Origin of the sequence: Plantactinospora sonchi (assembly GCF_036422035.1) — a bacterium.
In the GTDB taxonomy this organism is placed as follows: Bacteria; Actinomycetota; Actinomycetes; order Mycobacteriales; family Micromonosporaceae; genus Plantactinospora; species Plantactinospora sonchi.
In genome coordinates, this window is sequence record NZ_JAZGQK010000027.1 from 111,205 (window position 1) to 131,686 (window position 20,482).

General features: G+C 71.2%; 19 protein-coding genes. 13 read left to right on the plus strand and 6 right to left on the minus strand.

Going from position 1 to position 20,482, the window contains the following annotated elements:
• The first annotated feature begins 35 nt into the window (after positions 1-35).
• The 6 genes from V1633_RS28365 (at position 36) to V1633_RS28390 (ending at position 8,319) form a co-directional block, all read left to right on the plus strand.
• Entirely contained in the window at positions 36-3,581 is a 3,546-nt protein-coding gene (locus V1633_RS28365) for an AfsR/SARP family transcriptional regulator (protein WP_331217335.1), read from the plus strand.
• Between the two features lie 138 nt (positions 3,582-3,719).
• Positions 3,720-4,691 (plus strand): ATP-binding cassette domain-containing protein, encoded by a 972-nt coding sequence (locus V1633_RS28370; RefSeq protein ID WP_331217336.1) that lies wholly within the window; start codon positions 3,720-3,722, stop codon positions 4,689-4,691.
• A 35-nt stretch (positions 4,692-4,726) separates the two neighbouring features.
• Positions 4,727-5,482 (plus strand): ABC transporter permease, encoded by a 756-nt coding sequence (locus V1633_RS28375; protein ID WP_331217371.1) that lies wholly within the window; start codon positions 4,727-4,729, stop codon positions 5,480-5,482.
• A gap of 86 nt (positions 5,483-5,568) precedes the next feature.
• Complete coding sequence (locus tag V1633_RS28380; protein ID WP_331217337.1) at positions 5,569-6,624, plus strand: SPFH domain-containing protein; 1,056 nt, start codon at positions 5,569-5,571, stop codon at positions 6,622-6,624.
• Positions 6,621-7,535 (plus strand): NAD(+)/NADH kinase, encoded by a 915-nt coding sequence (locus V1633_RS28385; protein ID WP_331217338.1) that lies wholly within the window; start codon positions 6,621-6,623, stop codon positions 7,533-7,535. The genes V1633_RS28380 and V1633_RS28385 overlap by 4 nt, the downstream gene beginning before the upstream one ends.
• Before the next feature lie 25 nt (positions 7,536-7,560).
• On the plus strand, positions 7,561-8,319 hold the full coding sequence (locus V1633_RS28390) for an HpcH/HpaI aldolase family protein (RefSeq protein ID WP_331217339.1): 759 nt from the start codon (positions 7,561-7,563) through the stop codon (positions 8,317-8,319).
• On the opposite strand, the gene V1633_RS28395 is transcribed toward V1633_RS28390, so the two are convergent.
• The 4 genes from V1633_RS28395 to V1633_RS28410 all read right to left on the minus strand — a co-directional run bounded on the left by V1633_RS28395 (position 8,215) and on the right by V1633_RS28410 (position 11,947).
• Positions 8,215-9,768, minus strand: coding sequence for an FAD-dependent monooxygenase (locus tag V1633_RS28395; protein ID WP_331217340.1), 1,554 nt, complete (start codon positions 9,766-9,768; stop codon positions 8,215-8,217). The genes V1633_RS28390 and V1633_RS28395 overlap by 105 nt on opposite strands.
• 180 nt (positions 9,769-9,948) lie before the next feature.
• Positions 9,949-11,202 (minus strand): formamidase, encoded by a 1,254-nt coding sequence (gene fmdA / locus V1633_RS28400; RefSeq protein WP_331217341.1) that lies wholly within the window; start codon positions 11,200-11,202, stop codon positions 9,949-9,951.
• Between the two features lie 18 nt (positions 11,203-11,220).
• Positions 11,221-11,532 carry a zinc ribbon domain-containing protein gene (locus tag V1633_RS28405; protein ID WP_331217342.1) on the minus strand — a complete coding sequence of 104 codons (312 nt, stop codon included), beginning with the start codon at positions 11,530-11,532 and terminating at the stop codon, positions 11,221-11,223.
• A gap of 130 nt (positions 11,533-11,662) precedes the next feature.
• Positions 11,663-11,947, minus strand: a complete 285-nt coding sequence (locus tag V1633_RS28410; protein ID WP_331217343.1) for a DUF427 domain-containing protein — start codon at positions 11,945-11,947, stop codon at positions 11,663-11,665.
• Between V1633_RS28410 and V1633_RS28415 the strand changes: the two genes are divergently transcribed.
• Positions 11,946-12,101, plus strand: coding sequence for a hypothetical protein (locus V1633_RS28415; protein ID WP_331217344.1), 156 nt, complete (start codon positions 11,946-11,948; stop codon positions 12,099-12,101). The two genes, V1633_RS28410 and V1633_RS28415, sit on opposite strands and share 2 nt — an antisense overlap.
• 102 nt (positions 12,102-12,203) lie before the next feature.
• The gene (locus V1633_RS28420; protein WP_331217345.1) at positions 12,204-12,944 is read left to right on the plus strand and encodes a D-Ala-D-Ala carboxypeptidase family metallohydrolase; all 741 of its coding nucleotides are present in this window, start codon (positions 12,204-12,206) and stop codon (positions 12,942-12,944) included.
• 53 nt (positions 12,945-12,997) lie between these two features.
• Here V1633_RS28420 and V1633_RS28425 read toward each other — a convergent pair whose 3' ends face one another.
• Positions 12,998-13,573 carry a TetR/AcrR family transcriptional regulator gene (locus tag V1633_RS28425; RefSeq protein ID WP_331217346.1) on the minus strand — a complete coding sequence of 192 codons (576 nt, stop codon included), beginning with the start codon at positions 13,571-13,573 and terminating at the stop codon, positions 12,998-13,000.
• Positions 13,574-13,623: 50 nt separating this feature from the next.
• Between V1633_RS28425 and V1633_RS28430 the strand changes: the two genes are divergently transcribed.
• The 4 genes from V1633_RS28430 to V1633_RS28445 all read left to right on the plus strand — a co-directional run bounded on the left by V1633_RS28430 (position 13,624) and on the right by V1633_RS28445 (position 18,517).
• A complete protein-coding gene (locus V1633_RS28430) occupies positions 13,624-14,058 on the plus strand; it encodes an SRPBCC family protein (RefSeq protein ID WP_331217348.1) in 435 nt (144 codons plus the stop codon).
• Between the two features lie 195 nt (positions 14,059-14,253).
• Complete coding sequence (htpG, locus tag V1633_RS28435; RefSeq protein ID WP_331217349.1) at positions 14,254-16,167, plus strand: molecular chaperone HtpG; 1,914 nt, start codon at positions 14,254-14,256, stop codon at positions 16,165-16,167.
• Between the two features lie 133 nt (positions 16,168-16,300).
• Entirely contained in the window at positions 16,301-17,317 is a 1,017-nt protein-coding gene (locus V1633_RS28440; RefSeq protein WP_331217350.1) for a diacylglycerol/lipid kinase family protein, read from the plus strand.
• A 141-nt stretch (positions 17,318-17,458) separates the two neighbouring features.
• Positions 17,459-18,517: a sugar phosphate isomerase/epimerase family protein gene (locus V1633_RS28445; RefSeq protein WP_331217351.1), complete on the plus strand. Its 1,059-nt coding sequence runs from the start codon at positions 17,459-17,461 to the stop codon at positions 18,515-18,517.
• Between the two features lie 133 nt (positions 18,518-18,650).
• Here V1633_RS28445 and V1633_RS28450 read toward each other — a convergent pair whose 3' ends face one another.
• The gene (locus tag V1633_RS28450; protein ID WP_331217352.1) at positions 18,651-18,968 is read right to left on the minus strand and encodes a hypothetical protein; all 318 of its coding nucleotides are present in this window, start codon (positions 18,966-18,968) and stop codon (positions 18,651-18,653) included.
• A gap of 523 nt (positions 18,969-19,491) precedes the next feature.
• On the opposite strand from V1633_RS28450, the gene V1633_RS28455 reads away from it, so the two are divergent.
• Positions 19,492-20,106 carry a hypothetical protein gene (locus V1633_RS28455; protein WP_331217353.1) on the plus strand — a complete coding sequence of 205 codons (615 nt, stop codon included), beginning with the start codon at positions 19,492-19,494 and terminating at the stop codon, positions 20,104-20,106.
• Positions 20,107-20,482 lie beyond the last annotated feature (376 nt).

A 20,482-nucleotide genomic window follows, 5' to 3' on the forward strand; every position in this document is an offset into this window, starting at 1 on the left:
AATGTGGAAAGCGCGGTTGGGTGAGAATCAACGGCATGCGGTTCGGCATCCTGGGCGTGACGGAGGTGTACGCCGACGACGGCACTCGACTCGCCGTCGGCGGTGCCCGGCTCCGTGCCCTGCTGGTGCTGCTGCTGCTCGACGCGGGCCGGGTGGTCAGCGCCGACCGGCTGATCCATGCCCTGTACGGCGACCATCCGCCGGCACGTGCCGCGAACGCCCTGCAGTCGCAGGTCAGCCGACTGCGGCAGATCCTGGCCGGAGCCGGAGCCGGAGCCGGAGCCGGAGCCGGAGCCGGAGCCGGAGCTGGAGCTGGTGCCGGTGCTGGAGGAGCCGGAGCCGGGACGCTGCTGGAGTTCCACCCGGCGGGCTACCGCCTCACCATCGACCGGGAGGACGTCGACGTCCACCGGTTCACCCGGCTGGCGGAGGCGGGACACCGGGCACTGCGTGACGGCGACCGGCGATCCGCCGTGAAGCTGCTGGGTGAGGCACTTGAGCTGTGGCGGGGCGAGCCGTTGGCCGATGTACGGCCGGCCCCGTACGCGGCGGCGCAGGCGGTGCGCCTCGAGGAGCTGCGGCTCGGTGCGATCGAGGACCGGGTGGAGGCGGAACTGGGGCTGGCCGAGCCGGGACCGCCGATCGGCGAACTGCGGGACCTGTTGATTGCGTACCCCCTGCGGGAGCGGTTGCGGGGCCAGCTGATGCGGGCGCTGCACGCGGGCGGCCGGCGGGCCGAGGCGCTCGCCGTCTTCGCCGAGGGGCGGCGCCTGCTCGCCGACGAACTCGGCGCCGACCCCTCGCCGGATCTCGCCGCGCTCCACCTGGCCCTGCTGCGCGACGATCCGGCCCTGCTGCGCGACGGCCCGGCCCGCAGGCATGACGATCCGGCCCGGCCGCGTGACGATCCGGGCCGCAGGCATGACGATCCGGCCCGGCCGCGTGACGATCCGGGCCGCAGGCATGACGATCCGGCCCGGCCGCGTGACGACCGGACGGTGCGGCACGGCGATGCGGTGGGACAGTCGGACGGGCCGACGGTGCGACGGGGCATGCCCCGGTCCGCCGCGCCGCTTGGACCGGTTGAGAAGGTTCCGCAGGCGGAGGAGAGCCGGCCGGCCGAGACCGCCCCGGCTGGACCGCCGGGTCCGGTGTCGGCGTACCTCTCGACGCCGCAGGTCACCCGCACCGGTCCGGGGGCCGGGCTGCCGGGCCAGGTGAGCAGCTTCGTCGGGCGGGAGGACGAACTCGGGCGGATCGGCAAACTGCTCGACGAGGCCCGGCTGGTCACGCTGCACGGCCCGGGCGGCGTGGGCAAGACCCGGCTGGCGATCGAGGCGGCCGGGCGGCAGCCCGGGGACGTCCGCATGGTCGAGCTGGCCGGGCTGGTCGACGGGGCGGACGTGGGGCCGGCGGTGCTGGCCGCGCTGAACCTGCGGGACGCGGCACTGCGGGCGCCCGGCGGGCCACGGGACGTCGTCGACCGACTGGTCGCGGCGCTCGCCGACCGGCAGCTGCTGTTGGTGCTGGACAACTGCGAGCACGTGGTCGCCGACGCGGCCCGGCTCGCCGCCCGACTGCTCGCCAGCTGTCCGGGGCTGCGGATCCTGGCCACCAGCCGGGAACCACTGGGGATCACCGGCGAGGCGGTGTGCCCGGTCTCCGGTCTGGCGGTGCCGGCGACGGAGGTCAGCGTCGCCGACGTGCGTGGCTACGCCGCGGTACGGCTCTTCGTCGACCGGGCCGCCGACGTGGCCCCGGGCTTCGACGTCGACGAGGCGAACGTCGACGCGGTGCTGCGGATCTGTCGCACCCTCGACGGTCTGCCGCTGGCCATCGAACTCGCCGCCGCCCGGCTGCGGGCGCTGCCGGTCGGGGAGGTCGCGGCCCGGCTCGACGACCGGTTCCGCCTGCTGAACCGGGGCAGCCGGGTGGCGCAGCCCCGGCACCAGACGTTGCGCGCCGTGGTGCGGTGGAGCTGGGACCTGCTGGACGGGACCGAGCAGCGACTGGCCCGACGGCTGACCGTCTTCGCAGGTGGGGCCGACCTGGACGCGATCGAGCGGGTCTGCGGGCCGCTCGACTCCGCCGACGTGCTCGACGTACTGACCGGACTCGTCGACAAGTCCCTGGTGGAGGCGGGCGGCGGACGCTTCCGGATGCTGGAGACGGTCCGGGCGTTCTGCGCCGAGCGGCTGGTCGAGGCCGGCGAGGCGGAGCCGCTGCGCCGGGCGCACGCCGAATACGTCCTCGACCTGGCCCGTACCGCCGACCTCCGGCTGCGCGGGGCGGACCAGTTGGAGTGGCTGCGCCGGCTGGACGCCGACCGGGACAACCTGCACCTCGCGCTGCGCCGGGCGGTCGCCGACGCCGACCTCGACCTGGGGCTCCGCCTGGTCGCGGCACTGTCGTTCTACTGGTGGCTGCGCGGTCTGCGCGGGGAGGGGGCCGCGCTCGCCGGTCAGCTCGTCACCCGGCTCGGTGCCGCACCCCCGCCCGGTCTGGCGGAAGAGTACGCGCTCGCCATCCTGCACGCCTCGCTCGGCGGGTACGGTCCGGCGGCGGGGGCCGTCGCCAGGGCCGGCGAGATCCTGTGGACCCTGGGCCGGCCGCCGAGCCAGCCGTTCCTGTTCTACCTGTCCGGGGTCGCCGCCGGCCCGCCTCCGGACCTGCCCATCCTGGCGAAGGGGGTGCCGGAGTCCTGGGGGCACGTCATCGGCCCCGACCCCTGGAGCCAGGCACTGGCCGCGCTCGGCGTCGGCATGGTGCGGATGATGGAGAACCGGTACGACGCGGCGTGGGAGGAGTTCGACCGTGCCTTGTCACGGTTCCGGGCACTCGGCGAGCGCTGGGGGAGCGTACTGGCGCTGACCACCATGATCGAGCTCGCCTTCCGCCGTGGCGAGGCGGCGACGGCGTTGCTGGACGAGGCGATGCGCCTGGTCGACGAACTCGGCTCCACCCTCGACATGGCGGAGCTGTTGCGTACCCGGGGTGACGGCCGGGTCAGCCTCGGGGAACTCGACGGGGCGGCGGCGGACTACCGACGGGTGGCCGAGTTGGCGCTGCGGGCCGGGGCGCCGGAACTGCTGGCCGCCGCCCGCTTCGGGCTCGGCGAGATCGCCCGGCGCCGGGGTGACCTCGCGGGCGCTCGCCGGCTGGCCGAGCAGGCGTTCGCCGAGTGCCCGACCGGCTGGTTCGGTGCCGAGGGGATCCGGATCGCCGCGCTGGTCATGCTCGGTCAGATCGCCGAGGCGGAGGGCGCGCCGGACGAGGCGCGGGCACGCTACCGGCAGGTGTTGGCCGCGCCGGTGGGGGTGTGGGAGTCGGCGATGCTCGCGGTCGCGGTCGAGGGCTGGATCGGGCCGGTGCTCCGGGCCGGTGACCCCGAGCGGGCCTGCCTGCTGCTCGGCGCCGTGTCTGCCCTGCAGGACGGCACCGATCCGTCGGGGGCGGTGGCCGGCACGGCGGTGGCCGGTTCGGTGCGGGCCCGGCTCGGTGACGCGGCGTACGAACGGATCTTCGCGCGGGGCGCGGCGCTGAGTCGTACGGCCGCGCTCGAACTGCTCGAACGGTCCTGAGCCGGGGCCGGTCGGGCCCGGGCCACCGGCCCCCGGGACGGTGCCGTCAGCGGGCGGTGCGCGGGCGGTGGATCCGGAGCGCCTGCCGGTCAGCGCGCGGTGCGTGGCCGGTGCGCGCGGTCCGGGACCGTCGGTGGCATGAACAACAGAACGTCAGCGGTCGTCGCCGAGGGGCTGCGCAAGCGGTACGGCACGACCTGGGCCCTGGACGGGCTCGATCTGATCGTGCCGGCCGGCACGGTCTACGGGATGCTGGGGCCGAACGGTGCGGGCAAGACCACCGCGGTCCGGATCCTGACCACGCTGTTGCGGTTCGACGCCGGTCAGGCCCGGGTGGCCGGGTACGACGTTGCCCGCCAGCCGGAGCAGGTCCGTGGCGTGCTCGGGCTGACCGGGCAGTACGCCGCGGTCGACGAGGTCCTCAGCGGGCGGCAGAATCTGGTCCTCTTCGGCCGGTTGCAGCATCTGTCCCGGCGGGCGGCCCGGCAGCGGGCGGACGAACTGCTGGAGCGGTTCGGGTTGTCCGAGGTGGCGGGCCGTTCGGCGGCGACGTACTCGGGTGGGATGCGGCGTCGGCTCGACCTGGCCGCCAGCCTGATCATGACGCCCCGGGTGCTCTTCCTCGACGAGCCGACCACCGGCCTCGACCCGCGCAGCCGTAACCAGTTGTGGTCGGCGGTCCGGGAACTGGCGGCGAACGGGACGACGGTGCTGCTCACCACGCAGTACCTGGAGGAGGCGGACCAGCTCGCCGACCGGGTCTGCGTGATCGACAGCGGCCGGGTGGTCGCCGAGGGAACGTCGGACGAGCTGAAGGCGCGGATCGGCGCGGACCGGATCGAGGTGGTCGTCCATGATCAGGCCGATGTGGCGGCCACGGCGGCGATCCTCGAACGGCTGGCGAGCGGGGCGGTGACCGTCGACGCCGAACTCCGGCAGCTCGGCGCCCCGGTCACCGACCGGGTCGCCGCGCTCGGTGACGTGATGCGGGCGTTGGAGGCCTCGGGGATCGTGGTGGCCGACATCGGGCTGCGCAGGCCAACCCTGGACGAGGCGTTTCTGCAGCTCACGGTCGGCGGGGTCCGGCAGAAGGCGGAGGTGGCGCGGTGAGCAGGTTCCGGTGGGCGGTGGTCGACGGCGCGACGATGACCGGGCGCAACATGGCGCACGTGGTCCGGTCGCCCGAAGAGATCGTCATCTACTTCAGTCTGCCGATCATGTTCGTCCTGGTCTTCGGGTACGTCTTCGGCAGCGGCATGGCGGTGCCGGGTGCGGGCAGCTACCGGGAGTTCCTGCTACCCGGGGTTTTTGTGATGACGATGCTGTACGGCCTCGGTGCCACCGCCAGCGGTGTCGCGATGGACGTCAGTCGGGGAGTGGTGGACCGGTTCCGGTCGATTCCGATGGCCCGGTCGGCCCTGGTCAGCGGCCGTACCGGGGCTGACCTGATCCGGGCCGTGCTGGAGATGGCCACCCTGGTGGTCTGCGGTCTGCTGGTCGGCTGGCAGTGGCGTAACGGCCTGGTCGACGCGGTGGCGGCGGTGGGACTGATCCTCCTGCTGCGGCTCGCCTTCACCTGTCTCGGCATCTTCCTCGGGCTGTTGGTCCCGAACCCGGACACGGTCGGGGTGATCGTCTTTCCGCTCGCCTTCCCGCTCACGGCGCTCTCCAACGTCTTCGTCGCACCCGAACTGATGCCGGACTGGCTGGGCGCGATCGCGGCCTGGAATCCGCTCTCCGCGACGGTGGCCGCCGCCCGGGAACTGTTCGGCAATCCGGGGATCGGTGGGGACTCGTGGCCGGCGCAGCACTCGACGCTGCTCGCCGTCGTCTGGCCGCTGCTCCTGATCGCTGTCTTCGCCCCGCTCGCGGTACGTCGTTACCAGCGGCTGGGCCGCTGACCGGGGAATATTTAGCGTCAGCTTGACGCGAATGCCCTCTCATGTTTATCGTCATGGCGACGAAAACAGGGGAGGGTATTCGCGCCATGAGCGACGTCAAGCGCCGGCTGTTCCTGCGGCACCTGCGGGGCACGCCGACCACGTGGGTACGCCACCACGTCCGGGGCCAGGTCAGGCACGAGGGTGTGGGCCAGTCCTTCTGGTACCGGCCGCTGGTGGGCGTACTGAGCGAGGTGCCGGTCGACGACCGGGAGCTGCCACTGCTCTTCCACGCCCGGACCAGTGACTTCGCCGACGTCACCGTCCAGGCGACGGTGACGTACCGGATCGCCGACCCGGCGCTGGCCGCGAGCCGGTTGGACTTCTCCGTCGACCCGGACCGGGGGGTGGCGCGGGCCCGGCCGCTCGACCAGATCGCCACGCTTCTCGCCGAGCTGTCCCAGCAGCCCGCACTCGACCTGCTGGCCCGGGTGCCGCTGGCCCAGGCACTGACCGACATCGCGGCGGTCCGGGAGGCGGTCTCGGCCGGGTTGCGCGACGAGGCACGGCTGACCGACATCGGTGTCACGGTGGTCAGCGCCCGGGTGGTCGCGGTCCGTCCCGAGCCGGAGATGGAACGGGCGTTGCAGACGCCGACCCGGGAGGCGGTGCAGGTCGAGGCCGACCGGGCGACGTACGCCCGGCGGGCCCAGGCGGTGGAGCAGGAGCGGGCCATCGCGGAGAACGAACTCCAGAACAAGATCGAGCTGGCCCGCCGGGAACAGCAGCTCGTCGAGCAGCACGGTGCCAACGCGCGGCGCAAGGTCGAGCTGGCCGCCGCCGCCGACCTGGTGGTGGCCCAGGGCAAGGCCGAGCGCGAGAAGGTGTCCAACGCCGCGACCGCCGACCGGACCCGGGTGCTGGCCGCCGCCGAGGCCGAGAAGGAACGCACCCTCGCCGCCGCCAGGGCCGACGGGGTACGCGTGACCGGGCTCGCCGAGGCCGAGACGGAAACCGCGAAGCTGGCCGCCTACCGGGACCTGCCGCCCGGCGTGCTGCACGCGTTGGCGCTGCGGGAGATGGCCGGCCAGCTGCCCGAGGTCGGTCAGCTCACGGTCACCCCGGACGTGCTGACCGGGCTGCTGGACCGGCTGGCACGGTGAGCGCGACCCTCGCGCCCCGGGTGGTCGTGGTGAGCCGGCGCAGCGAACTGGACGAACTGCTGGCCCAGCACGGCACCCGGGCCGCCGCCGGGTACTACCTGGGTCGACGGGGTCGCGACCTGGCCGAGGTGGCGGCCGGACACGACGCGCTGCAGGCCGCGCTGACCACGGTCGGCGCGGCCGTACCGGCGGACTGGCGGCGGGGCCACGCCGACCGGGACGACCTGGCCCGGTTCCCGTTCGCCGCCGAGGACGTGGTCATCGCGGTCGGCCAGGACGGGCTGGTGGCCAACGTCGCGAAGTATCTCGACGGTCAGCCGGTGATCGGGGTGGATCCGGAGCCGGAGCGTAATGCCGGGGTACTCGTCCGGTACCCGCCGTCGGCGGTGGCCCGGCTGCTGCCGGCGGTGGCGGCCGGGCGGGCACCGGTCCGGCGGCGCACCATGGTCCGGGCCGTGCTCGACGACGGCCAGGAACTGCTCGGCCTCAACGAGATCTACGTCGGGCACCCCGGGCACCAGTCCGCCCGCTACCTCCTGTCCACCCCGGACGGCCGGCGGGAGCGGCAGTCCTCCTCCGGCCTGGTGGTGGGAACCGGGACCGGCGCGACCGGCTGGTGTGCCTCGATCGCCCGGGAGCGGACCGGTGGCCCGTCGCTGCCGGGCGCCGACGAGCCGGCGCTGTGCTGGTTCGTCCGGGAGGCGTGGCCGTCGCCGTCGACCGGCGTGTCGTTGACCGGCGGGCGGCTCGGCCCGGACGAGACCGTCGAACTCACCGCCGAGCGGGAGCGCCTGGTCGTCTTCGCTGACGGGCTCGAAGCGGACCACCTGGCGCTGGCCTGGGGGCAGCGGCTCACCGTCGGCCTGGCCGAGCGGTCCCTGCACCTGGTCGAACCGACGGTACGGGGGTGAGCCGCCGGGGGATAGGCTCGGCCGGATGCGCGAGAACACGGTGAAGCAGCGGATGCGGCGCGGCGAGCCGGTACGCGGGGTGTGGCTGGCGCTGCCCAGCGTGGAATCCGCCCGGCTGATGGCCCGTACCCCGGCGGACTGGCTGGTCGTCGACGTGGAGCACGCGCCGCTGGGTGCGGAGACGATGACCCGGATGGTGGCCGCGATCGCCGACTCCGGTGGCCCGGCCCCGTTGGTGCGGCTGGCAAACGCGGGGGTGGAGAACGTCAAGCGGGCCCTCGATGCCGGGGCGTGGGGAGTCATCGCGCCGATGATCAACACCCGCGCCGAGGCGGAGGCGTTCGTCGCCGCCGCGAAGTTCCCGCCGGTCGGGCAGCGCAGCTTCGGCAGCGCCTGGGCGGGCCTCGCCTTCGACGTCGACATGCCGGACTACCTGCGGATCGCGAACGAGCAGACCATCGCGATGGTGCAGATCGAGAACCGCGCCGCGCTGGATCACCTCGACGAGATCTTCGACGTGCCGGGGCTCGACGGGGTTTTTGTCGGCCCGGTCGACCTCGCGATCTCGTTCGGCCTGGCACCCGACCCGGAGAACCCTGACCCGCGGCTGCGGCGGGCGCTGGACGAGATCCTGCGGGTGGCGACGGCGGCCGGCTTGCCGGTCGGCATCTACTGCTCCTCAGCGGAGGCCGCCGCCGAGCGGCTCCAGCAGGGATTTGTCATGGTCAACGTCGCCACCGACGTGGCCGTGCTCAGCCAGGGCGTGCGCGCCCGGTTCGCCTAGCACCGCCCGCACCAGGGCGGGCAGTTCGGTCGGGGCGAGGTGGCGGCGCCGGGCCGCGACGTGTCCGTCCGGCCGGATCAGAAGACAGCTGCCGGCCGGGGACACCGCGTCGGGCGGCATCGTCACCACGCCCGGGGCGTCGAACGGGTCGGGGGTGAAGTAGAGCGCCGTGAAGCCGTGCCCCAGCCGTCGCCGGACGTCCGGGTCGGCGGGGACTATCTTGGCGCCGAGTTCGGGAGCCCCCGCCCAGCCCGGTTCTCGGTCCGGCAGGACCAGCGGGGACGAGGTGTACGTGTACGGCGTACTCATCCGGCCGCTGTCGACCAGCCGTCGTAGCCGCAGCCGCAGGATCGTGTCGCGGCGCAGCCGCTGCCACCGGGTACGCGGCGCCATGAACCGCATGGTCGCCTCGGTGACCTTCTGGTTGTGCCGCTGGGCCGCCCACCGTTCGGTCTGGTACGTCTCCAGCAGATCCGCCCCGGCCCGCCCGGTCAGCACGTAGGCGAGCTTCCAGCACAGGTTCTCCACGTCGTGGATGGCGCCGTTCATGCCCCGGGCGCCGAACGGCGCGACCAGGTGTGCCGCGTCGCCGAGCAGGAAGACCCGATCGTGTCGTAGCCGGTGCAGCAGCCGCTGGTGGAAGCGGTAGTCGGTGAGCCAGACCAACTCGTAGGGCAGGTCGCCGATCAGCGCGCGGATCCGGGCGTCCATCGCCGCCGATGAGCGTTCCTGCGCGACGACCACGTCGCCACCGAGCTGCCAGTCGATCCGCCAGATGTCGTCCGGCTGCGGATGGACCAGGATGTTACGACCCGGGTTGGCCGGGTGGTCGAAGAAGAACCGGGGCTCGGCCGGAAACGGCAGCTTCGCGCGGATGTCGGCGATCAGGAACCGGTCCGGGTAGGTCCGCCCCGGGAAGTCGAGCCCGAGCAGCTTGCGGGTGGCGCTCCGCGCGCCGTCACAGGCCAGCAGGTAGCGGCCTCGGATGGTGACCGGCCCGGACGGCGTCTGTGCGGTGACGGTGACGCCGTCGGCGTCCTGGCGCAGCCCGACCACGGTGTGTCGCCAGCGCAGGTCGACCAGGGGCGAGCGGACCACCGCCGCGTGCAGGTGCCGCTCGGTTTCGTGCTGTGACAGGTTGAGGAAGGGCGGCAGCTCCCCGGGGGCCGGTTCCGGGGCGGTCTGCGCCTGCATCTCGTACTGCCGGAAATAGGTCTTCCGGGTACGCCAGGCGACACCCCGCGCCAGCATCGGTTCGACGCAACCGAGCTTTTCCCAGACCGCCAACGACGTACGGTGAATGGCGATCGCGCGCGAGCCCTGCGGTCGTACCGCGCCGGAGTCGAGCACAATGGACGGAATCGCATGGTGCGCCAATTCCAGCGCGGCGGTGGCTCCTGTCGGTCCACATCCGACAATGATGACCGGTGTTGTATGACTGTCCCCCATGGCCGGCAAAGCTAGCCGGGAACCTTCCGTTGTTCCGCGGTCTGTTCTAGATCCGACCGGCTGCCGCCCGATCGCTCGTTCCCGCGTCCGGCCGACGTCTTCCGTTTCTGTCCGGTCTTCCGCTTCTGCCCGGTCTTCCGCTTCCGTCCGACGTCGCGAGCGCCGGGGGAGTACCTCCTACTACCGGGCCGCCTTCGGTGCGCCCCGGCCCGGGTCGATCCGGGCCGGACCAGCCGCCGACGGGCGTACGTCGAAGTCGAACATCGCGGTCGGCAGGTAGACGGTGGCGCAGGAGTTCGGGATGTCCACCACTCCGGAGAAGCGCCCCTCGATCGGGGCCGCACCGAGGATCAGGTACGCCTGCTCGGGGCGGTAGCCGAACGTCGTCAGATAGTCGATGGCGTGCAGACAGGCCCGTTGGAAGGCGAGTTGGGAGTCGAGGTACCGCTGTTCGCCGTCGGTGGTGACGGAGATGCCGGAGAAGGCCAGCCACTCGCTGTACTGCGGCGCGACGTTGCCCGGCAGGAAGATCGCGTTCTCCGACACCCCGTACGTCGCCATCCCGCCCTTGATCACGTCCACCCGCAGGTCGACGAAGCCACCCATCTCGATCGCACCGCAGAAGGTGATCTCGCCATCGCCCTGCGAGAAGTGCAGGTCGCCCACGGAGAGGTTGGCTCCGGGGACGTAGACCGGATAGAAGACCCGGGTGCCCTTGGTCATGTTCTTGATGTCCTGGTTGCCGCCGTTCTCCCGGGGCGGGGCGGTCCGGGCGGCCTCCGCGGCGACCCGGTCGAAGTCGCCGCCGCGCAGCGACCCGAGGATCGCACCGTCCGGCAACGGCGGCAGCGACAGCGGCGGGACCCGGTCCGGGTCGGTGGCCCGCAGCGCGCCCTCCCGGGCGTTCCACGTCGCCAGCAGTTTCGCCGACGGGGCGGTGCCCATCAGACCTGGGTGGATCATGCCGGTGAAGCTGACCCCGGGGACGTGTCGGGAGGTCGCCCGCTGGCCGGTGAAGTCCCAGATCGCCTTGTACGCGTCCGGGAACTGGTCGGTCAGGAAACCGCCACCGTTGTCCCGGGCGAAGATGCCGGTGTATCCCCAGCCCTGGCCGGCGAGCGGTCCGGAGTCCTCCTGCGGGATCGGCCCGACGTCGAGGATGTCGACCACCAGCAGGTCACCGGGTTCGGCGCCGCGTACCGCGAACGGGCCGCTGAGCGCGTGCACGATCTCCAGCGGCGCGTGCCGTACGTCGTCCGCCGAGTCGTCGTTGTGGATGGCGCCGTCGAACCACTCCCGGCAGTGCACCCGGAACGACTGGCCGGGGCGGACCTCCGCCACCGGCGGGATGTCGGGATGCCACCGGTTGTGACCGGTGATCTGCTGCTCGGTGAAGCTCTTCGTCGAGTCCAGTGGAAACAGGACCTCAGGCATCGCCGGTTCCCCTCACCGTCAGTCGGGCCGGGGCAGTCGGGCCTGCCCGGGATGGACCGGCCGGCGTACCATCCGGCCGGAATTGACCGGGTGCGAACCGTCCGCCCGACCGGGGATCCGGGTCACCACCTCGGGTGCCTCGGCACTGCGCCCGGTCCGGTCGAGCGCCGCGACCAGCGCTCGGGACAGGGCGCTCAGCATCGGCGGGGCGAAGACCCGGACAGCCTCACCCGCACAGGTGGCACAGCGGACGGCCGGGGCCGCCTCGCCGATCGGAAACCGCAGCGGAAAGACGCCGTCCCGGGGACACCGGTAGTCGTACGTCGGCACCGCTCAAGGATCGGACACGGGCGATCGGGCGCGCAGGTCAACGACGCAAGTCGGGATTTGTGGGACGGGAGTGCCTGGCGTGGTGTTGGCCGGCGCTCCGGCGGGTCGGGGCGCCCAGCCGGGACGGCGCTCAGTCGACGACCCGGACGTCCTTCCAGAAGGCGACCCGGTCGCGGACCATCTCGGCCTCCGGCGACGGATCCGGGTAGTACCAGACGGCGTCGTCGCTGCGCCGGCCGTCGTGTTCCAGGCTGTAGTAGGACGCGGTGCCCTTCCACGGGCAGACGGTGTGGGTGTCGGAGTCCCGCAGCAGGTCCTCGCGCACCGCGCTGCGCGGGAAGTAGTGGTTGCCCTCCACCAGTACGGTGCTTGCACTCTCGGCGACGACCAGGTCGTTCCAGACTGCTTTCGGCATGACCCCAGCCTATTCCGGTCCGGTGGTGGCGTCCGGGCCGGCGCCGTGGTGGGTGACCGGCGGCGATCCGACCGGTGGCACCGGCCCGACCCGCACCGCCGCGCTCGGCGACGCCCGGGTACGGGCCGATGAACGAGGCGGCACGCGCAGGTGAAGGAAAGTGCCGATCCGAACAAGAGCACCGATGGATATTGACAGGTGATCCCGATGCAGCCATCCTCGTCGATATTCACCCCCGCTCGGTATGGAGGACCCCTTGTTCAGACGTACCGTGAGAATCGTCGCGGCGCTCACCATGGCGGCCGCGGCCACGCTCGTCATGACCGTGACGAGTGCCGCCCCCGCCCACGCCGACGGCTGTTACACCTGGGGCCGTCAGCTCTCGTCCGGGATGTCCGGCGAGGACGTCCGCCAGTTGCAGATCCGGGTGGCCGGCTACCCCGGCTACGGCAACGTGCTCGCCATCGACGGTGCCTACGGTCCCGCCACCCGCGACGCGGTGGTCCGCTTCCAGCAGGCGTACGGGCTGGCCGCGGACGGCATCGCCGGAACGCAGACGTTCAACCGGATCTACGCCCTGCAGGACGACGACTGCACACCGGTCAACTTCAGCTACGCCGAACTGAACGACTGCAACTCCGACTGGTCCGGTGGCGCCGTCTCGGCCGCCCAGGCCCGGGCGAACGCCCTGGTCAACATGTGGAAGTTGCAGGCGATGCGGCACGCCCTCGGTGACCAGCAGATCCGGGTCACCAGCGCCTTCCGCAGCCACGCCTGCAACAACGCGGTCGGCGGCTCCGCCTCCAGTCGCCACCTGTACGGCGACGCGGTGGACCTCGGCTCCGGACCGCACTCGCTCTGCCGACTGGCACAGCAGGCCCGCAACCACGGCTGGCGGGAGATCCTCGGGCCGGGGTACCCCGGACACAGCGACCATACGCACGTCGCGCACAAGTCGTCCCGTACCTGGTCGGCGAGTTCCTGCGGCGTCTCCTGAGCGACACCGTCAGCGACGGCGCCCGCCCGCGCGGGCGGGCGCCGTCCGCCGGGTCAGTTTCCCGGCTTCGGCAGGCCGTCCTGGTACACCACGGCAAAAGCCTCCACGGCGGCGTCGGTGCCGGCCCGGTCCCCGGTGGCGAGCAGGTCGAGCAGCAGTCCGCGGATCACCGCCAGACCGAGCCGGGCGTGAGTCCTGGCCGCCTCGGCCGGTACGCCCCATCGCGCGGCCAGCCCGACGTTGAGGTCGAGCCAACTCTGCACCACCCCGTCCAGCAGCGGCACGGTGCCCGGGCGTCCCCGCAGTGCCTGGCCGTACAGCTCGAAGAAGAGCCGTTCCAGCGGCCACAGCGCCGGGTCGGCGAGGTGGCGCCACATCAGCCGGATCGCGTCGGCCGGCGAGGTGACCGGATCCTCGGTGAGGTTTGCCAGCACCGCCCGCTGCCGCTCCTCGACCTGCCGGACCACCTCGACGAGCAGTCCCTCCATCGAGCCGAAGTGGTAGATCAGCATCCGGTGGCTGGTGCCGATGCCCGCCGCCAGGCCCCGCAGGCTCAACCCGCTCACCCCGTGCGCGGCGATGTGGTCGACGGCCCGGGAGAGCAGCAGGTTCCGCGACTCCGATCCCATGTACCATACGGTACATGTACCGGGTGGTACATCTGATCGGAGGTGCTCGGATGGGGCGGCAGCAGATCGACGTACGGACCCGGACGGCGGCCGGCCCGGCGACCGTCTACGCGCTGCTGGTCGACGGTGCGGGCTGGCCGTCCTGGTCACCGCTCGACACCTTCACACTGGAGTCCCCGGGGGCCGACGAGCCGGAGGGCGTCGGGGCGATCCGGGTCTTCCGAACCGGCCGGGTGACCAGTCGGGAACGCGTGGTGGAGCGGGTACCGGGGCGTCGGTTCAGCTACGAACTTCTCTCCGGGTTGCCGCTGCGCGACTACCGGGCCGACGTCGACCTCACCCCCGACGGGACGGGGACGACGATCCGCTGGCACTCCTCGTTCACCGCCAGGGTGCCCGGCACCGGCTGGCTCTACCGACGGGCCCTCGACCGCTTCATCCGCCGCTGCGCGGAGGGACTCGCCAGCCGGGCGGCACAGTCCTGATCCGCCGGCCCCACGGCGTCCGGGCGACCCTACCGTCGGATTGGTGACCGCCACGGACGGTGCGCGATCGGCGTCCGGTCAGCTCATTTAGGATGGCGCCGGGCGACGCCCGCCGACCGGCGGGGCGACGGCTCCAGCGGTCGGGGAAGCACCCCCGGTTCGGCGGGGGGATGAATGTCTTCGGGAGAAGATCACATGAGCACCGGGGTTGAAACCTTCGAGTTCCAGGCCGAGGCGCGGCAGCTCCTGCAGTTGATGGTCCACTCCATCTATTCGAACAAGGACATCTTCCTGCGGGAACTCATCTCCAACGCCTCGGACGCGCTGGACAAGCTGCGGCTTGAGGCGTACACCGACAAGGATCTGGAGGTCGACACCGCCGACCTGCACATCGAGGTCGAGGTCGACCGGGAGCGGCGGACGCTCACCGTACGGGACAACGGCATCGGCATGTCCCGCGACGAGGTGATCATCCTCATCGGCACCATCGCGAAGTCCGGCACCGCGGAACTCCTGCAGAAGATCAGGGAGACGAAGGACGCGGGCGGCTCGCAGGAACTCATCGGCCAGTTCGGCGTCGGCTTCTACGCCAGTTTCATGGTCGCCGACAAGGTGACCCTGCTGACCCGCCGGGCGGGGGAGAGCAGCGCCACCCGCTGGGAGTCCGACGGCGGTGCGACGTACGTGGTCGAGACGGTCGACGACGCGCCGCAGGGCACCTCGGTCACCCTGCACCTGCGGCCGGAGGACCAGGAGGACCAGCTCTTCGACTACACGGCCGAGTGGAAGATCCGCGAGATCGTCAAGCGGTACTCCGACTTCATCGCCTGGCCGATCCGGATGACCGTCGAGAAGACCGACGACGAGGGCAAGACCACCTCCGAGATCCAGACGCTGAACTCGATGAAGGCGCTCTGGGCCCGGCCGAGGGACGAGGTCAAGCAGGACGAGTACAACGAGTTCTACCGGCACCTCAGCCACGACTGGACCGACCCGCTGGAGACCATCCACATGCGGGCCGAGGGCACCTTCGAGTACGAGAGCCTGCTGTTCATCCCGTCCCGGGCCCCGTACGACCTCTTCATGCGCAACGCCAAGCGCGGCGTGCAGCTGTACGTCAAGCGGGTCTTCATCATGGACGACTGCCAGGAACTCATGCCGGAGTACCTGCGCTTCGTCAAGGGTGTCGTCGACGCCCAGGACCTGTCGCTGAACATCTCCCGCGAGATCCTCCAGCAGGACCGGCACATCCAGCTGATGCGCCGTCGACTGGTCCGGAAGGTGCTCTCCACGGTCAAGGACATGCAGGCCAACCACGCCGAGCGGTACCAGACGTTCTGGCAGGAGTTCGGCCGGGCGGTCAAGGAGGGCCTGCTGGGCGACTTCGACAACCAGAACACCATCCTGGAGATCTCCTCCTTCGCCTCCACCCACGATCCGGAAAAGCTCACCACCCTCGCCGAGTACGTCGCGCGGATGAAGGAGGGGCAGACCGAGATCTACTACATGACCGGCGAGTCGCGGTCGATGATCGAGAACTCGCCGCACATGGAGGCGTTCCGGGCCAAGGGCTACGAGGTGCTGCTGCTCACCGACCCGGTCGACGAGATGTGGGTCGACGCGGTGCCGAACTTCGACGGCAAGCGGTTCCAGTCGATCGCCAAGGGGCAGGTCGACCTCGACACCGACGAGGAGAAGGAGCAGGCCGGCGCCGAGCGCGAGCAGCGGGAGAAGGACTTCGCCGAGCTGCTCTCCTGGCTGACCGGCACGCTCGGCGAGCAGGTCAAGGAGGTACGCCTGTCGTCCCGGCTGACCACCTCGCCGGCCTGCATCGTCGGCGACGCCGAGGACATCACGCCCACCCTGGAGAAGATGTACCGGGCGATGGGCCAGGAGGTCCCGCAGGTCAAGCGGATCCTGGAGCTGAACCCGGAGCACCCGCTGGTCACCAGCCTCCGCGACGCCCACAACGACCGCAAGGACGACGAGACGCTCGCCGAGACCGCGGAACTGCTCTACGGCATGGCCCTGCTCGCCGAGGGCGGCGAACTCGGCGACCCGGCCCGGTTCACCCGGCTGCTCGCCGACCGCCTCGCCCGCACCCTCTGAGCTGTTAGGAAGGGCCCCTTCCTATCGTTTTCTGTAGAGGAAGGGGCCCTTCCTAACCTCGTGCGGCGGCCGGACGGGGACGCCCGTCACGACGCCGTGTGGGATGCCCGTCGGCCGGGTAATCCGGATGGTCATGAGCACCCTGGTCACCGCCCCGTCCGGCGCCGCCGAATCCGGCACCGCCGAACCCGCCACCTCCGGCACCGCCGCCCCTGCCGCCGTCGGTACGGTCGCCGTCGTCGCGCACCGAAAGAAGACCCTTGGCGGCGGTCTCGACGAGCTCCGCGCCCGGTTGCGCGGCGCCGGGATCGAGGATCTGCTCTGGTACGAGGTACCGAAGAGCCGTAAGGCACCGAAGAAGGTCCGCAAGGCGCTCAAGAAGGGTGCGGACCTGGTCTTCGTCTGGGGCGGGGACGGCATGGTGCAGCGCTGCTCCGACGCGCTCGCCGGCTCCGACGCCGCGCTGGCGATCCTGCCCGCCGGTACCGCGAACCTGCTCGCCGCCAACCTCGACATCCCGACCGACCTGGCCGAGGCGGTCCGGATCGGGTTGACCGGCCCACGGCGACGGCTCGACCTCGGCCGGGTGAACGGGGAACACTTCGCGGTGATGGCCGGGGCCGGCTTCGACGGCGAGATGATCCGGGACGCCGACCGGGCCCTCAAGGACCGGCTCGGCCGGCTCGCGTACGTCTGGACCGGGCTGCGGCACGTCCGGGCCGAGACCACCCGGATGCGGATCCGGGTCGACGGCACCGAGTGGTTCGACGGCGAGGCGAGCTGCGTACTGTTCGGCAACGTCGGCACGATCACCGGCGGCATTCCGGCCTTCGACGACGCCGAACCGGACAACGGCCGCCTGGAGGTCGGGGTGGCGACCGCGAACGGCGTACTGGAGTGGGCCAGGACCCTGGGGCGGATGGCGGTCGGCCGCTCCGACGAGTCGCCGTTCGTCCAGATCACCCGGGCTCGGAAGGTACGGGTCGACTTCGCCGAGCCGATGACGTACGAGCTGGACGGTGGCGCCCGGAAGCGGGTGACCCGGTTGAAGGTTCGGACCGTGCCCGGCGGGCTGACCGTCTGCGTACCCGGGAACGCTGGCGAGGGCGGGGGAGAGGCGGGGACCGTACCAGCAGACGCCGGTCGATAGGGAGACCTTTCTTTTTGATCAATGTCTCGGTACGGTCCGGCTCGGAAGGACCGCACGAGTTCACCACCATGGTCGGTCCGACCAGTTCGGCGATCGGCGCGCCGGCATGACCTGCACACCGCCAGATCGGAAGGAACCGCCATGGCACCCGACGCAAGTTCCGTCCCCAACCTTCGTGGGCTGAGTCGCCGCGGCGTACTCGGGCTCTCCGCCTGTGCCGCCGCCACCGCGATCTCGGTCGCCGGCCCGTTCACCGGCGTGGCCCAGGCCGCCGACGGCGGCGCGGTACGCGACTCGCGCGGCCGCCGGCTGCCGGTCGGCAAGATCGGCATCCAGCTGTACTCCATTCGGACCGATCCCGCGCCGTTCGCCGAGAAGCTGCCCAAGCTCGCCCAGCTCGGCTTCAAGGAGATCGAGTTCGCCGGGTACGGCACCGTGACCAGCGACGCCGACATCCTCGCCATCCGGAAGATCCTGGACGACAACGGACTCAGGGCGGTCGGCGGGCACGTCGGCTTCGGCACCCTCTGGGGCGACCTGACCCGCCAGCTCGACATCGCCGAGATGCTCGGCATGGACTACCTCGGTACGGCCGACGCCCCCACCGGCAGCCGGTACCCGGCGGACTGGCGGGCCGTGGCGGACCGCTACAACGCGGTCGGCGGCGCGGCCAAGGCCCGGGGGCTGAAGTTCTACCAGCACAACCACGACGGGGAGTACAACTTCCTGCTCGACGTCGGGCCGCTGGACGCCAACGGCAAGCCGACCCGCTCCAGCGGGCGGCGTGGACTGGAGTACTTCTTCGGGCTGACCGATCCCGAGCTGGTCTGGTTCGAGATGGACATCTACTGGGCGTACCAGGCCCAGGTGCGGTTCAAGACGTACGTCGACGAGATCGGGGCCACCCGGCGTGACGTCTTCGACCCGATCAAGACCATCGCCCGGCAGCAGGAGCGGTTCCCGCTCTTCCACGTCAAGGACGGTTACCTCAACGCCGAGGGCACCAGCCTTGTGATGACCAACTTCGGCGTGTCGAACGGGTACGTACCGTTCGAGAGTTTCTTCGGCAGCCTCAGGTCGCTCGACCGCCACCACTACATCTGGGAGAACGACAACGCCGGCAGCACCCCGCCCGAGGAGGGCGGCATGTGGGGCGGCACGGAGAGCAGCTACGACAACATGCGGGCGCTCCGCTTCTGAGTCGCTGAGCGGGCCCTCCAGGCCCGCCTCGGCGCCTCGCGCTTTCGCCCGGCCGGGGCAGGTCTTCGCGATCGTGGATCGAGTCGACCTGCCCCGGGCCGGCGGCAGGACCGGCTGCGGTTCCGGGGCTGTCCTAGCCGGCCGCGCAGGCGGTCTCCAGCTGCTTGACGGCGGTCTCCAGACCCGACTTGCTCGGCGCCTTCTTGGGCGGCGACATGTACTTGTCAGCCAGATCCGACATGGCCTCGGCCACCTGCTCCACCGCGTCGTCGACCGCCGTGTTGCCGGTGAATGTGTTCACGTAGAGCGCGGCGGCACCCGCCGAGTACTGGGCGCTGACCGCCAGGTGACCAGCCGGAGGTCCGATCTTCTCCGCCTCGGCGATCTTGTCCATCGTCGCCGCGAGGTCGCCGCTGATCTTGGTGCAGACCGCCTTGGTGTTGGCGTCCACGCCCGGAGCAGGCGCCGGGCCGCTGCTCGTCGGAGCGGCCTGGGTCGTCGTTGCCGCCCCGCCGCCCGCCGGGGCAGCCGTCGAACCCGAACCGTCGGTACAGCCGGCCATCACGACCAGCCCGATGACAGCCGGACCGAGTCCCCACCACGTTGAACGCAAAACTTTCCTCCCCGTGTGCCGTGAAATCGCCGCGACAACGTAGCAGATCTTGATCTTCCATCCGAAGTGGATTTTAGGTTGTCGACCGGCGGCGCTTCACCGGGTTGCCGAGCCGCTGAGGAATTCCGCGCAACGGGTTGACCACTGACCGTTGTCATGGGGGCGTGGGTAGGGAATGGGCCGGTCGCAGGCTTGATTCGGCCTCCTGGCTGGCCCTCGTACAGTGGACGGGGGCTGGTTTTGATGATGACTTCTGTGGTGCGGGTCTGGCTACGGTGTTGGCTGCCGGGGTGTCGGGTTGGGGCCAGCCGGTGCAGGCGCAGGCGTGCCCGCGCCGGTGACGACAGGTAGGAGGGCGCCGATGGAAATGGTCGAGCAGCTTGTTTCCCGGACGGATGCCGCCTACCAGCGGTGGTTGGCGTCGGTCACCGACGACGTCGGCGCCGATTGGGTGGTCATGTACTGCCTGGAATCCCTGCTGGAGCGCAACACGACCTACGAGATCGGTACGTGGCTCCCGGGCTACCTCATGATCGGCCAAGAAGGCGATCGGGGATTCTTCCTCAGGTGCGACGGTGGCGGGGGCCCGGTGTTCCGGGCCGACCTGGGCGGTCTCGGCGAAGCCGACCTCGTCGTTGTCGCCCCCGCGTTCGAGGTGTGGCGGCGTTCCGGTTTCGCCCTGCCCCCCGAACCGGAGCCGGACCTGCCGCCAACCGCCGACGTCTATCTGGACAAGGTTCCGGTCGATGCCGTTCAGTTGCTGGCGCGGGCAAGGAAGCTGCTGGGTGCGGATTGGCGGTTTGGAGATTTCAGGGGCCTGCTCGCCGTCCAACCGTTCCTGGCGGCGAGGTCAGCTCGTCTGTACGCGCTGCATCGCGACCTGGAACACGCCTCCGAGTTGCGGCCGCACCTGTTCTACGCCACCGATCACGGCCTGGAGACGGTATGGCCGACCGACCGCCCAGAAACCCGGTGACCTGGCACAAGCCCACGACAGCCCGGTCTGGCTCGGCGTCGGAACGTCGGCCCTCTTGACGAGCGACCCGGGGCGCGGGTCCCAGGCCGGGCGTTGGTTGCGCCACCGGACCCGCCCGGACCTGGGGCTGACTGCCGGGTACGTCGTCGAACCAACTGACTGACGCGGCATCCCGGCGCGCCGGCATCGCCAGCGGCGCCCGCAGACGCAGAACAGCCAGAGCCAGTACCAGGCGGGGCGGTGTCGAATCGGCTTTCGGTGTCGTCGTGTCATCGCCGAATTTCCTTCCTGGAATTTCCAGTTTGGTAGCGGGGACGTCCGGTCATTCCAGATCGGAACGTCCCCGCGCGGTTCCACCCGACGTCCTTTCCCACGA

Coding starts and splice junctions, on each gene's coding strand:
- V1633_RS28365 (WP_331217335.1), top strand. CDS start 36: ATGCGGTTCGGCATCCTGGGCGTGACGGAGGTGTACGCCGACGACGGC.
- V1633_RS28370 (WP_331217336.1), top strand. CDS start 3,720: ATGAACAACAGAACGTCAGCGGTCGTCGCCGAGGGGCTGCGCAAGCGG.
- V1633_RS28375 (WP_331217371.1), top strand. CDS start 4,727: ATGACCGGGCGCAACATGGCGCACGTGGTCCGGTCGCCCGAAGAGATC.
- V1633_RS28380 (WP_331217337.1), top strand. CDS start 5,569: ATGAGCGACGTCAAGCGCCGGCTGTTCCTGCGGCACCTGCGGGGCACG.
- V1633_RS28390 (WP_331217339.1), top strand. CDS start 7,561: ATGCGCGAGAACACGGTGAAGCAGCGGATGCGGCGCGGCGAGCCGGTA.
- V1633_RS28395 (WP_331217340.1), bottom strand. CDS start 9,768: ATGGGGGACAGTCATACAACACCGGTCATCATTGTCGGATGTGGACCG.
- fmdA (WP_331217341.1), bottom strand. CDS start 11,202: ATGCCTGAGGTCCTGTTTCCACTGGACTCGACGAAGAGCTTCACCGAG.
- V1633_RS28415 (WP_331217344.1), top strand. CDS start 11,946: ATGACCCCAGCCTATTCCGGTCCGGTGGTGGCGTCCGGGCCGGCGCCG.
- V1633_RS28410 (WP_331217343.1), bottom strand. CDS start 11,947: ATGCCGAAAGCAGTCTGGAACGACCTGGTCGTCGCCGAGAGTGCAAGC.
- V1633_RS28425 (WP_331217346.1), bottom strand. CDS start 13,573: ATGGGATCGGAGTCGCGGAACCTGCTGCTCTCCCGGGCCGTCGACCAC.
- V1633_RS28430 (WP_331217348.1), top strand. CDS start 13,624: ATGGGGCGGCAGCAGATCGACGTACGGACCCGGACGGCGGCCGGCCCG.
- htpG (WP_331217349.1), top strand. CDS start 14,254: ATGAGCACCGGGGTTGAAACCTTCGAGTTCCAGGCCGAGGCGCGGCAG.
- V1633_RS28440 (WP_331217350.1), top strand. CDS start 16,301: ATGAGCACCCTGGTCACCGCCCCGTCCGGCGCCGCCGAATCCGGCACC.
- V1633_RS28445 (WP_331217351.1), top strand. CDS start 17,459: ATGGCACCCGACGCAAGTTCCGTCCCCAACCTTCGTGGGCTGAGTCGC.
- V1633_RS28455 (WP_331217353.1), top strand. CDS start 19,492: ATGGAAATGGTCGAGCAGCTTGTTTCCCGGACGGATGCCGCCTACCAG.